The following is an 11,470-nucleotide window of genomic DNA, read 5'->3' on the forward strand; positions in this document are numbered from 1 at the left end:
GCGATTGCGGGCACGATCATTCCATGGCGATTGCGGGCACGATCATTCCATGCTCAGCAGACAGAAGTTGCCATCGGTGTTACCATTCTCAACCGGATGCTTGACACTGCACGCCCGGTTTCCGTCCGTTGCAAAGCGGCAACGGCGAATTCAAAGTAACCAACCCCATCAAAGACCGAGCCGCGCCTTCATACTGATCCCTGCACCAACGCCGCCGGGCATTGAAAATGAGCATAGTGTATGATATATACTGTCGATATCTGATATCGGAGATTTTCCATGAGAACCTTGGTGGACATCGGTGACCCAGAGGTCAAGGCACTGGATCGGTTGGCGCAACGAGAAAAAGTGTCGAGAGCAGCGCTGATCCGCAAGGCAATTGATGATTTTCTAGCTCGCAACAGCAGCGCTAGCGAAGGAGAGGCGTTTGGGCTCTGGGGTGATCGAAAGGTCGATGGTTTGGCGTATCAGGAAGATATTCGTCGCGAATGGTAAAAGCGCTTTTCGACACAAACATCTTGATCGACCATCTCAATGCCATACAGCAAGCGCGACAAGAGCTGACGCGGTATCAGGAAAAGGCCATTAGTATCATCACCTGGATGGAGGTTCTCGTCGGTGCCAAGCCGGCGGTGGCAAGCGGAACACGCGCTTTCCTAGCAGGATTTACGGTCATTGCTGTCGATGATCACATAGCCGAATGTGCAGTATCTCTGCGACAGCTACATCGTATCAAACTGCCCGACGCGATCATCTGGGCAACAGCCAATGTTCACTCGATGTTACTGGTTACCCGGAACACGAAGGATTTTCCGAAGGAAATGCCCGACATTCGGGTACCCTACGAAATCTGAACGCCCCGTTAGTTCCAGGGTAGGACGTTATCCAATCCATCGTGCGGCCGCTGGTTCCAATCCTTCAAGAGCGCCGATTGCGACTTAGTATTTTGGGAGGCCGAACTGAATTTCCGGTCCCCTTGCTGGATCACGAAAAGAGGTACTGTAAACTTATCGGCCTCGGGTACCCAAACGGTGCCGGATTGCAGACCTTCCGCCATTCGGATCGCTCTAGCAAATTCTTTAGTCCAGATACCAACCGCAAGCCCGAACTCGCTGTTGTTTAGGCAATCCGCGATTGCGCACCACAATGATTCAGCTGTCGTGGCTGTGGCTGCGTAACCAGCCAGGATCGGCGCTCAGCCGCTGGTTTGTGGATCGGTTCCGCAATTAACACTTTGCGTTCCCGGCAAATGCGACGCCGATCTTTGTCCTCTGGGCTCGGCGCTTTGATCATTGCGCATACACGTGGCTCGCCGCGCTTGAACGCAAGCAGTGCCCGGACCGGTGCTTCACCATCAATCTTATTGGTCTTCGCGCGCAGGCGCCGACGTGAAGTAGCGATCGAAGCCGCATCGACAACGTAACTCTCGATCCCGTTTGCTTCCAGCACGCGATGTATCCAAAAGCCGTCCAGTCCCGCTTCCTGGATCGTGGCGACGGGAAACGATCTTCCCGTTCGGAGCCGGGCCTTCTGTTGTAACTGCGCAAACCGATCCAAGAGCCCGGCAACGTCGCCGCCGTCTACCGGATGCTTTGACATCTTCTCGTCGTTGCCCGGCAACAATGAAGTCACCAGCCAGGTCGATCTGCTCAGACCGTATGTTCTCGGGGTGAAGGTGGCTCACCCCCGCGATAAGCTGAGATCGGGGGTTGCTTCGGATTGGCCGAAGCCGAGCCCAAAGCGAGTCCCGAAGCGATTCTTCGAACATCGCGTTATCGATGAAACTGCCTCGGAAGGCTGATTTCGAAAAAGCGTTACTCAATCAGTATATCAAGGCGGTGAAACTGAGCCGGAAGGCGGGCCATAAGGTGAGTTTTCGCGTCGCCGTGGATCCGCGCGCCGGAGCGCAGACAATTTCTATTGTCGAGGAAGACCCGCTGATTAGCGAGAGTGCGTTTCCGGTCGAAGAGGCTGGCGAGCCGGATGACGAGCTTCAGGCAGCCCTGACAGCCGCACGAGAACGCGGCCGCCGCCGCGTTGCGGAGATCCTCGGCGAGGACGACATGCTCAACGCGGACGCATTTTCCGATCTTCTTGGCGTCTCGCGGGTCACGGTCAATGCAAAGCGTCAAAACGGCCAGGTGCTCGGCCTGGACGGCGCCAAGCGCGGGTTCCGTTTTCCGGCCTGGCAGCTCGATCAAGACGGCCGGCCCTATGCGGCGCTCCCGAAACTGCATGAGATCCTGGGGGGTGCCTGGGCCGTTTACCGCTTTCTTGTTTCGCCCCACGGCGCTCTTGACGGTCGGACCGGGCTTGACTCCTTGAAGCGCGGACAGGATAGCGAGGTGATCGCCGCAGCTGTGGGCATTGCCCGCGGTGACTTTCGCTAAATGGCCGGTATCAAGCCGCCTGCCGGTTTCGAGCGTCAGCCGCTCGATATCGAAACTATTCCTCCAGGGAGTGACTTTGGCCGGATCTACGCAAGGGCCTTTCCTGACCCGCTGGGATTTGGAAAGACGCCGAGCCGATTCAGTGATCCGCGCCGACGTGACGCCTCGAAGCGGTTCGGCGTTCTCTATCTGGGCGAAACACTCAAGGTCTGTTTCCTCGAGGCAGTCCTGCGTGATCGCCGCGACGGTCTTCTCGGCGATCTACCGATTGAGGAAAAAGAAATCTATGCGCGGCGCTACTCTGAGATCGAGACGATTGCGGAACTCAGCCTTGTCGACCTGCGAAACGATCACGCAGTCAGGATGGGGGTTCCAACTGACGTGGCGAATCCTCGCGTCAGAGCCTTGCGCGCTCGTGGTCGCTTGCATTCTACGAGCACCAGTCGGTTCCCGACGGCATCATCTATCCGTCCCGCCTGAACGGTCATACGAATATTGCCGTGTTCGGCCGCGCCGTCTCCAAGCTGGCGCCAGCACGGGTCGTACCATTGATTGGTGCGTCCGGGCTTGCCGCGGTTATCAATGACCTGCGTGCGACCCTGGTCGATTTCTCCTGAGGCATGGCGGGTCTGTGCGCTGGTCGTTAATCCCCGGCACGGCTTTGCCAGCATTGGCCTGTGGCCGTCAGGCACTCCGCTCTCATTTTTGAGTTTGCCTTTCGTCGGTAAAGGAAAATTCAACGTTTCCTGTAGCTTGCCCAGCGTTCCGTCCTTTCGAAAGCGAATTCCGGACACTATGAAGCTGACGCTGCTGCCGTCCGAATAGAGGGTTACGCCCGTAACCGACAGCCGCAAAAGTTTCCCCCGGGCTGCTCAAGCCGCCGTTTTGGGCGTCGCTCCCACGCGGCTGTTGGTAACAGCCCTATTTGGCTTTCCATAAAGATCCCATTCAAGCTTTCTTGGTAATCTACCGACGGTAATTGGCGGCGCAACAGTGCATCCGCTATCGGCGATTGTCTTGCGTACGGGTTCTCATGCGTTCATTGGCATTATCAGCAATCTTGTTGGTCTTTGTAGTTTTGTCCGGCTGCACGTCCCATTCCAGTCCTGAGCATATCGCAGCCGGTCTCCCCTCATCGGAGTTGACCGGTTCAATCACGCGACCATCAAATGTGCTGCCGCTATCGAATGTCCAACAAAGCATGCCGAAAGCCGTGGTTTCGCGGGAGCAATTGGCTGGGACAGTGTTGGAGGTGCCACCGGCCTTCGCATCTCCTATAGGCAGCGTCGGTATTCCCGTCCCCGGGACAAGGCCTGCGGTACGGACCGGTATGGCGAAGCCCGAGATGCCGACGTTCACGCGATCCGGCGGTCAAATCTACGGTCATCGGTTCCGCGATGCCAAACCGATCAATTTCGGTCGATCGTCTCCGCGGAAGCTCGCAGTGCATGGCGTCGACGTCTCGCGCTGGCAAGGTGATATCGACTGGGATCGGCTGCGCACGCAAGGAGCAAACTTCGCTTACATCAAGGCAACCGACGGCGGCGATCATCTCGATCCGATGTTTAAGACGAATTGGCGCAAGGCCAAGGAAGCCGGCGTGCGCCGCGGCGCGTACCACTTCTTCTACTGGTGCCGCACAGCCGGTGAGCAGGCCGACTGGTTCATCCGCAATGTCCCGCGAGAAGCGAATGCCCTTCCGCCCGTCATCGATGTCGAATGGAACGGTGAATCCACCTGCAAGCAGCGGATTTCACGCGAGCGGGTTCTGGAAAAGATCCAGGTCTTTGCCGACAAGCTCGAGCGCTATTACGGTCAGCGACCGATTATCTACACGGCCCCGGATTTCTACCGCGACAACCTGCAGGGCGAGTTGCTCGACTATCCCTTCTGGCTACGCTCGGTGGCCACGCATCCCTCAGACCTATACCCTGGGCGGAACTGGCTGTTCTGGCAATATTCCGGCTCCGGTCTTTCGGACGCCGTCAATGGCAAGATCGACCTGAATGTCTTCCACGGCAGTGGTGACGAATGGCATCGTTGGATTGCTTCACGCTGAGCTGAGCGCGAGCGGCTCACTTCCGGGAGTTTCGGAACGGCCAGCCACGTTATTCCGATCTGGCGATCGAGACCGCCCTCGCGTTCGGCTTGGTGTTCGGCCTCCGGCTGCGCCAGACGGAGGGTTTGCTGCTATCGGTGCTGAAGGTGATGCGACTGGATCTCGCCGTGCCCGATCACACGACATTGAGCCGACGTGCGCAGACATGGAGATCGGCTGGCAGGCGGGAGCGTCCCAAAATTCCGACGAAAGAGGCCATTCACGTCCTCGTCGACAGTACTGGGCTCGAAGTCTACGGCGTTGGCCAGTGGCTGGAAGAGAAGCACGGTGCCAAATCCCGTCGAGGCTGGCGCAAATTGCATCTGGCATTGTAAGCTGACAGCGGCGAAATCATCGCTCACCTCTTGACTGACCAGGATGCCGGCGACGCCTCACAGGTGGAGCCGCTGCTCGATCAAATCGATGTGCCGATTAGCCAGTTCACGGCCGATGGCGCCTATGACGGTGACCCGACCTACGACGTCGTCAGCAGGCACAACGCCTGTGCTGCCATCGCCATTCCACCTCGGTCCAACGCGATCGCTCGCTCGGATACAGGGATCGCCAGTCAGCGAGACCGGCACATAGCGGCGATCAAGGCGGACGGGCGCATGAAGTGGCAAGCTGTGGCCGGCTACTGCAAGCGGTCGCTGGTCGAAACTGCGATCGGTCGCTACAAGTCGATCATCGGACACCGACTACGAGTGCGGTCCTTCGGTGCCCAGCAGACCGAAGTCGCGATTGGTTGCGCCATCCTCAACCGCATGCTCGCATGCGCGCGCCCAAACTCCGTCCGCTGCAAGACAGCAGCGGCATAGCGACAACATCAAAGATCGAAATCCATCCATCCCTCGACCGATGCACCAACGCTACGCTGAGCGGATCGGCGACCACCGCAGCCATCATCGCGAGTTGCGCGCAACGGCGATGAGCCTATGGGCGAAAATCGCCCGCGCATAACCTACAAAACAGGCCGGCGTCATCGTCTGGCCTCTTTGCCGTTAAGTTTACGATGCCCTTTCAAGAGCTCCAGCTGCAGACTTAGAATCAATAAAGATCACCTCTGATAGGGCTTTGATTTCAGCGGGCAGCCAGCCACGCCTTGACGCCCGAGAGGCTGTGGAAATCATCGACTGCGCGCACTTCTACTGCAGGCAGGTCAATGGTTGCCATTTCCGCCAGAGCACGGCCAGGGCCCAGTTCGAGGATCGCAGTGACGCCGCGTTCGGCCAAGGCTTCAATCACGTCTGCCCAATCGATCCTCTCGGCCAATTGCCGTGCCAGACCCTTTTGAGCGCGATGCGGATCGGCAACAAGAGTCGCGCCGCTGGCGGTCATGAGACGGAGGGTCGGGCGGCTCATGACTACCGAGGCAAGAGCGTTGTCAAACGGTGCCACCGCACCCGCAAGCCGCTTTGTATGGGAGGCGACATGCACCATCATCGGGGCGGCACGCGCGGCACCTTCCTCCAGCGCAGCTGCGCAGAGCGTATCGATCGATCGTCTATCACCGCCAACGATGAACAGAAGATCCGGGTTCACAATGGCGATTGCGCAGCCGAACCGACCGACCAGATGCTCCACGGCCGCCTGTGGCAAGCCACGCACATAGCCGAGCCCATCATCCGGCCCGGCCGCAGCGTCCATTGCCCGAGCCCGTTGATCGACGAGCTTCAGGGTATCCATGGGTGACCAGATGCCGGCCACCCCCCATGCCGCCATTTCGCCGACGCTGTAGCCGGCCACCATCGTTTCGCTTGGCGCGCCCGTCGGGAAAAGTGCGCGCGCGATCGCAAGCGCACGCGTCACGCACAGAATCTGGCCCTCGCGATTTGCATGCAATGCGGCTTCAGCTGCGGTCCGGCAGAAGTCCGTCGGGCGGGTCCCGAGCACTGCGGTCGCGGCTTCGAAAACGGGGTGCGCGTCGGGCTCCGTTGCCAGCAGCCGGAACATCTCCCGATTCTGGTGACCTTGGCCCGAACAGAGCAGCGCGAGGGTCACAATTCCAACACCTCAGTAAACAGCGCCATGGCAAGGAGATCGGCGCAACCGCCCGGGCTGAGATTGCGCATGACGAATGCCTCGTGAATGGCTTTGGCATCCCATCGCCAGTTCGCCCGTCCGACTCCGCCATCCGCCAGGAAGGCACGGGCCTTGTCACGAGCGAAGTTCAACCCTTCAGGACCGGCACGATAAAGCAAATTGCTGTCGTCGACCACCGCGATCAGGGCCATGCACGCATGGACCCTTGCAGCTTCCTCGTCACCCATAGCCAGGCGCCGCCCTTCGGCAAGGGCTGGGCGGGCAATCTCATATACGGATGGCATGCCGGCGGCAGCCTCGGCCCGAGCGCCTCCTACACGGTAGCGTCGCGCCACGACGCTGCCGTGACTGTCATGCTCCGGTGCCTTGTCGACGATGTCCTGTCCCCAACGCAATGCGATAAGGGGGCCGAGCGGCGGTTGCCAATCGCACGTTGCTGCCAAACCGGCAGCCGCCGCCAACAGGCCGAGGCCGAAGATGGCGCCTCGGTGGGTATTTACCCCCCCAGTCGCATCCCGCATTGCCTTTTCCGCCTCCATGCCGATTTGGCGCAGGCGATCCATGCCCGCTCCCATGGCGCCTGCCTCGGCAAGCGCGATGAAGAATGGTTCAAGCGTTCGAGCGCTGAGCCGCAGGAGGGCGGCGTCCATGTCGGCGTGAGCGCCCTTGTCGACGTGGCTGACCAGTCCAGGTTTGGGCCAAGTTTCCACCTCCAGAATTAGCGCTCGCGCGGCGTGCTGTCCGATCAGCTCGGGATCGCAATATTTGACGGAGACACGTTGTCGTTCAGCCAGCAACGGAAACGTCATGCAAAGAGCGCCTCCCGCGCAATCAAGGCCGATCCAGTATGGGATTTAACCAGGAGTTCAGGGTTTCCCGACAGCCATTCCCGCCACTGAACGGCCGTGCCGCGAGGTGTGATCAATTCTGCATCAATACGCATCGGCGCACGTTCGGCAACATCGTTCAGTAGAGCCGTCGTTCGCGTGGCATCTACGCTCGAGCGACAAGCGACCAAAAGATCAAGATCGGAAGTGCCTGTCAGATAGGAAAGACCGGTCAGGTATTGCCACGCCAAACTTCCGAAACAGCGACAAGAGACGTCTGCCTCCAAAAGCGCGCCAATGGCCGGGCGCCATCGTGCCGGTGCCGCGGGCAGCACATCCCTTAGCAGAGGAGGAGGCGCTGCCAGTATTACCGCGGTTGGCGGGCAGGCGAGCGTAAGCCGTTTGCGTCCCATGTCCGGAGGAAGGGGCAGTCCCAAGGGTACGATGTCCATCGAGTCGCTGCAGATTCGACGACGGAAAATTGCCGGTCGCCCCGACGTCGCCCACGCAAGCAGATCGGGCTCTATTTCGCCCTCGACTTGGCCGTGCAGCAGGCCGGACCATGCTTCGGAGCACACATAGACGAGATCGTGGCGGCGGAGGGCAGCAACATCAATCATGGAGCAGAGCCAGCCGCTCTACTTCGGCCGCAATCATGGCAGTCTTCAGCCGGCCGCCCCGATCGGCGCCCAATCGAGCCCGCAGATCACCCGAAACAGGCTTGGCAAGTAGTGCTGCGAATTGAGTGTTCAAAGAGGCCGCTGGATCCCAGACTTCCGCTATGGCGCCGGTAGCAAGAAGATTATCGAGGCCTGGCGCAAAGACGGGGGTCGTCTCGGCCTTTTCTTTCAGGGTAGCAAGCGGCAGCTTGGTCACTCGGGCCATGGATGGCAGGTCCATGACTTCGGGCCAGGCCGTGGGCAGGGCTACCAGCGACCCGCAAGCCAGTGCGGTGGCAATGAAGGCGCCGGCGGCGCTACCCCCATAGAGAAGGCCCACTGTGCGGTGTCCCGCACGCTCTGCCTGCCATAATGCCTTCGCCAAGTGTGCCAAGGCCTCGCTGAGACCCAGGAGCTCGTCACGCCGGCTCATCCGTTGGCTACCGGAGTCGACCAGGAACAACAGTGGCGATCCGTCCGGCCGCCGAGCGACCGAAAGAATATGCGCGGCCAGCGCTAACGCCTCATCGACGCCCGGATAGGTCTTGTCAGTAATGCCGATCAGATCAATGCGGGTTTGTTGGTTCAATTGGCCCCAACCGGTAACAAGTCCACCCGCCTGCACCACCTCGTGGCCGGCCGGAAAGAGTGAGGAAAGGATATCAGCGAGCTGCATCGGCACTCTCCCGAAGGATATTGGCTGTGGCGAGGAAGGTCTCGATGTCCTGCTCCGGTATCTCGCCGGGGTGCTCAATTTGCAGCCGCGCCCATATCTCCGTAGCATCATGGGCGTCGCCAAAATGGCGCAATCGATCTTCGAGCCGTGTCTGCTCTGCGTCCAGCACCGCCTGGTCCAAAGTGGCGGGCAGTTGTAGCGCGGCAATCGCACCAGTCCGGAAAGCGGCGACATCGTCTTCGACGAAGAAATCGGCTCCGCCAATTAGGTAGCGATGCTTGCCACCCATGGTTCGCCAGACCAACGCGCGATCGCGGGAGTCGAATTCTTCCACGCCTTTGTTCGTCTCGATAACCTCCGGCCCGGAGACGGATAAACGTCCCTGCTCAGAGATGACGAGCGCGGAACAGCAGCCGGCAATCAGGCTGCCGCCGCCATAGCATCCGGCCCTACCGCCGAGAAGACCGACGACGCGCACGCCATCGGATCGCGCCTCCAGCACGGCGCGCATGATTTCGGAGATCGCCAACTCACCGGCATTGGCCTCCTGCAGGCGTACGCCACCCGTGTCGAAGAGAATGACGATATCCTGCTGCATCTTGCCCGCGGCATGTAGCAGGCCTGTCAACTTGGCGCCGTGCACCTCGCCAATGGCGCCGCCCATGAAGCGCCCTTCCTGGGCGGCCGCAAGTACCGGGCGGCCGTCGATGCGGCCGGCTCCGACGATGATGCCGTCGTCGAACTGCCGCGGCAAATCGAAGAGCGCAAGGTGGGGGCTCGTCTCCCGCCGTTCCGGGCCCAAGAATTCAGTGAAGCTGTCGGCGTCGAGCAGATGCAACAATCGGCCGCGGGCAGACTCTTCATACCAGCTTCGGCGCAGCTTGTGAGGATTGTTCATTCTGGCTTCTCCATCAGCCGGACGCCCTGGGCCAGGCGTAGCGCCACCATATCCGGGCGTGCGCCGCCATCATTGATCGTGATGCGCAGACCGCCGGCGGCGGAGCGTGCCGCGAAATCCTCGGTAACAGCCGCCCACAGCGCGGCGAAACCATGGGCCGGCGTCGCGATCTCGATGACGCAACGGTCGGGCGTCTCCCGCCGTTCAAGCAATACTTCGAGGTTACCCGAAGCGACGACGCCCACCAGAGCAACGGCGCGGGTTCCGCCAGTCTGCGTTGACTTCAATTCATAGAGCAGATTTTCCATGCTGTCGGCCTTACCAATTGCGGAACCGGGTAGGCGGCCTGTACAGGCCGCCGGAGGCAAGCATCAGATCCTTGATGGAATGCGCAGCCAGCAGTCTGCGATCGGCATCCAATGGATCTATTCCAAGATCTTCGGGACGCTGGATGACTTTGCGCTGACGTAAGTGCTCCACCATCTTGCGGTCTCGGGCACGGCCGACTTCGGTGTACCCGGCCACGCCCCGGATTGCCTGTTCCCGCTCGTCCTTGTCACGGCACAGCAGCAGATTGGCGATCCCCTCTTCCGTCACGATGTGGGTGATGTCGTCACCGTAAACCATCACAGGAGCGAGATCGAGCTGCAGCTTGTCGGCCAGATCCAGGGCGGCCAGGCGCTCGACGAACAGTGGCACCATACCATCACCGAAGGTTTCGCCAATCTGGACGACCAGTTTGCGTCCGCGGCGGAGGGCAGGGGTGGCTGCGGCGGGGTCGGCTTCCCTCCCAGCACGCAACCAGGCTTCGCTCGGATGGCGCCGACCTCTCGCGTCCGATCCCATGTTGGGGGCGCCGCCGAAACCGGCGACCCTGCCGCCTGTCACGGTCGAACTGTTGCCGCAAAGATCAATTTGCAAGGTAGAGCCGATGAACATGTCGCAGGCATAAAGTCCGGCGGTCTGGCAGAAGGCACGATTGGAGCGCAGCGACCCGTCAGCCCCGGTAAAAAAAATGTCGGGGCGGGCCCGCATATAGTCTTCCATGCCGACTTCGGACCCGAAGGAATGGATCTGCTCCACCCATCCGGCTTCGATGGCGGGGATCAGAGTGGGGTGAGGGTTCAGCGCCCAGTGCGTGCAGACCTTGCCCTTCAATCCCAGTCGCTCGCCATATGTCGGCAGCAGCAGCTCAATGGCCGCGGTATTGAAGCCGATACCATGGTTCAGGCGGCGCACACCATAGGGAGCGTATAGTCCCTTGATAGCCAGCATTGCCGTCAGGATTTGCGTTTCGGTAATGGCCGCAGGGTCGCGCGTGAACAGAGGCTCCACATAGAAGGGGCGCTTGGCGTCCACCACGAAATGAACCTGGTCGGCAGGTATGTCGACGCGCGGCACGCGATCGACGATCTCGCCCACCTGGGCAACGACCAGCCCCTTGCCAAAGCTTGTGGCCTCGACGACCGTTGGCGTGTCTTCCGTATTAGGCCCGGTATAAAGGTTTCCAGCCTTGTCCGCGCTGACCGCTGCAATCAGCGCCACCTGCGGGGTCAGATCAATGAAGTAACGGGCGAAGAGTTCCAGATAGGTGTGAACGGCACCTAGTTCGATCTGGCCACCGAACATCATGCGCGCGATGCGGGCCGCCTGCGGGCCGGAATAGGAAAAATCAAGCCTCCGGGCGACGCCGCTTTCGAAGATATCGAGGTGCTCCGACAAGACCACACCCGACTGTACCATGTGCAGGTCGTGTATCTTGGCGACATCGACTTTAGACAGCCCTCTCGCCAGCAGGTCAGCTTGTTTTTGGTTGTCACCCTCAAGGCAAACTCGATCCCCGGGCTTCAGGATCGCTTCCAGGAAAGCGACGAGGTGC

The 11,470-nt window shown here is 60.3% G+C and carries 13 protein-coding genes and 3 pseudogenes; 7 read left to right on the forward strand and 9 right to left on the reverse strand.

The annotated features are described in order from the left end of the window. The 3 genes and pseudogenes from AB4Z52_RS35100 to AB4Z52_RS35110 all read left to right on the forward strand — a co-directional run. Positions 1-159 (forward strand): annotated as a pseudogene (locus tag AB4Z52_RS35100) (IS5/IS1182 family transposase); the annotation flags it as partial. Between the two features lie 120 nt (positions 160-279). Then, positions 280-495: a CopG family transcriptional regulator gene (locus AB4Z52_RS35105; RefSeq protein WP_442222441.1), complete on the forward strand. Its 216-nt coding sequence runs from the start codon at positions 280-282 to the stop codon at positions 493-495. After that, the gene (locus tag AB4Z52_RS35110) at positions 489-854 is read left to right on the forward strand and encodes a type II toxin-antitoxin system VapC family toxin (protein WP_442222442.1); all 366 of its coding nucleotides are present in this window, start codon (positions 489-491) and stop codon (positions 852-854) included. Before AB4Z52_RS35105 ends, AB4Z52_RS35110 begins: the two co-directional genes overlap by 7 nt. Before the next feature lie 8 nt (positions 855-862). Here the strand turns inward: AB4Z52_RS35110 and AB4Z52_RS35115 are convergent, their stop codons facing one another. Then, complete coding sequence (locus AB4Z52_RS35115) at positions 863-1,147, reverse strand: aldehyde dehydrogenase family protein (protein ID WP_442222443.1); 285 nt, start codon at positions 1,145-1,147, stop codon at positions 863-865. Positions 1,148-1,212: 65 nt separating this feature from the next. Then, positions 1,213-1,653 (reverse strand): annotated as a pseudogene (locus tag AB4Z52_RS35120) (IS110 family transposase); the annotation flags it as partial. 125 nt (positions 1,654-1,778) lie between these two features. Here AB4Z52_RS35120 and AB4Z52_RS35125 point away from each other — a divergent pair. The 4 genes and pseudogenes from AB4Z52_RS35125 to AB4Z52_RS35140 all read left to right on the forward strand — a co-directional run. After that, the gene (locus AB4Z52_RS35125) at positions 1,779-2,390 is read left to right on the forward strand and encodes an XRE family transcriptional regulator (RefSeq protein WP_442222444.1); all 612 of its coding nucleotides are present in this window, start codon (positions 1,779-1,781) and stop codon (positions 2,388-2,390) included. Then, positions 2,391-2,870, forward strand: a complete 480-nt coding sequence (locus AB4Z52_RS35130) for an RES domain-containing protein (RefSeq protein ID WP_442222445.1) — start codon at positions 2,391-2,393, stop codon at positions 2,868-2,870. Positions 2,871-3,423: 553 nt separating this feature from the next. Further along, the gene (locus AB4Z52_RS35135) at positions 3,424-4,449 is read left to right on the forward strand and encodes a glycoside hydrolase family 25 protein (RefSeq protein ID WP_442222446.1); all 1,026 of its coding nucleotides are present in this window, start codon (positions 3,424-3,426) and stop codon (positions 4,447-4,449) included. A gap of 23 nt (positions 4,450-4,472) precedes the next feature. Beyond that, positions 4,473-5,306 (forward strand): annotated as a pseudogene (locus AB4Z52_RS35140) (IS5 family transposase); the annotation flags it as partial. Between the two features lie 262 nt (positions 5,307-5,568). Here the strand turns inward: AB4Z52_RS35140 and AB4Z52_RS35145 are convergent. The 7 genes from AB4Z52_RS35145 to mdcA all read right to left on the reverse strand — a co-directional run. Then, on the reverse strand, positions 5,569-6,489 hold the full coding sequence (locus AB4Z52_RS35145) for an ACP S-malonyltransferase (RefSeq protein ID WP_442222447.1): 921 nt from the start codon (positions 6,487-6,489) through the stop codon (positions 5,569-5,571). Next, a complete protein-coding gene (gene mdcB / locus AB4Z52_RS35150) occupies positions 6,486-7,340 on the reverse strand; it encodes a triphosphoribosyl-dephospho-CoA synthase MdcB (RefSeq protein ID WP_442222448.1) in 855 nt (284 codons plus the stop codon). Before mdcB ends, AB4Z52_RS35145 begins: the two co-directional genes overlap by 4 nt. Further along, positions 7,337-7,978 carry a malonate decarboxylase holo-[acyl-carrier-protein] synthase gene (gene mdcG, locus AB4Z52_RS35155; RefSeq protein WP_442222449.1) on the reverse strand — a complete coding sequence of 214 codons (642 nt, stop codon included), beginning with the start codon at positions 7,976-7,978 and terminating at the stop codon, positions 7,337-7,339. Before mdcG ends, mdcB begins: the two co-directional genes overlap by 4 nt. Further along, positions 7,971-8,693 (reverse strand): biotin-independent malonate decarboxylase subunit gamma, encoded by a 723-nt coding sequence (locus AB4Z52_RS35160; RefSeq protein WP_442222450.1) that lies wholly within the window; start codon positions 8,691-8,693, stop codon positions 7,971-7,973. The genes mdcG and AB4Z52_RS35160 overlap by 8 nt, the downstream gene beginning before the upstream one ends. Beyond that, complete coding sequence (locus AB4Z52_RS35165; RefSeq protein WP_442222451.1) at positions 8,680-9,591, reverse strand: biotin-independent malonate decarboxylase subunit beta; 912 nt, start codon at positions 9,589-9,591, stop codon at positions 8,680-8,682. The genes AB4Z52_RS35160 and AB4Z52_RS35165 overlap by 14 nt, the downstream gene beginning before the upstream one ends. Further along, positions 9,588-9,899, reverse strand: a complete 312-nt coding sequence (gene mdcC / locus AB4Z52_RS35170; RefSeq protein WP_442222452.1) for a malonate decarboxylase acyl carrier protein — start codon at positions 9,897-9,899, stop codon at positions 9,588-9,590. Before mdcC ends, AB4Z52_RS35165 begins: the two co-directional genes overlap by 4 nt. Positions 9,900-9,909: 10 nt before the next feature. Next, positions 9,910-11,470: malonate decarboxylase subunit alpha (mdcA, locus tag AB4Z52_RS35175; RefSeq protein WP_442222453.1), on the reverse strand; the 1,561-nt coding region annotated here is incomplete at its 5' end.

The organism is Rhizobium sp. 2YAF20 (assembly GCF_052114685.1).
Lineage (GTDB): Bacteria > Pseudomonadota > Alphaproteobacteria > Rhizobiales > Rhizobiaceae > Rhizobium.

Bases quoted from the DNA above. Each gene is read 5' to 3' on its own strand.
- AB4Z52_RS35105 (WP_442222441.1), top strand. From the start codon at position 280: ATGAGAACCTTGGTGGACATCGGTGACCCAGAGGTCAAGGCACTGGAT.
- AB4Z52_RS35110 (WP_442222442.1), top strand. From the start codon at position 489: ATGGTAAAAGCGCTTTTCGACACAAACATCTTGATCGACCATCTCAAT.
- AB4Z52_RS35125 (WP_442222444.1), top strand. From the start codon at position 1,779: ATGAAACTGCCTCGGAAGGCTGATTTCGAAAAAGCGTTACTCAATCAG.
- AB4Z52_RS35130 (WP_442222445.1), top strand. From the start codon at position 2,391: ATGGCCGGTATCAAGCCGCCTGCCGGTTTCGAGCGTCAGCCGCTCGAT.
- AB4Z52_RS35135 (WP_442222446.1), top strand. From the start codon at position 3,424: ATGCGTTCATTGGCATTATCAGCAATCTTGTTGGTCTTTGTAGTTTTG.
- mdcB (WP_442222448.1), bottom strand. From the start codon at position 7,340: ATGACGTTTCCGTTGCTGGCTGAACGACAACGTGTCTCCGTCAAATAT.
- mdcG (WP_442222449.1), bottom strand. From the start codon at position 7,978: ATGATTGATGTTGCTGCCCTCCGCCGCCACGATCTCGTCTATGTGTGC.
- AB4Z52_RS35160 (WP_442222450.1), bottom strand. From the start codon at position 8,693: ATGCAGCTCGCTGATATCCTTTCCTCACTCTTTCCGGCCGGCCACGAG.
- AB4Z52_RS35165 (WP_442222451.1), bottom strand. From the start codon at position 9,591: ATGAACAATCCTCACAAGCTGCGCCGAAGCTGGTATGAAGAGTCTGCC.
- mdcC (WP_442222452.1), bottom strand. From the start codon at position 9,899: ATGGAAAATCTGCTCTATGAATTGAAGTCAACGCAGACTGGCGGAACC.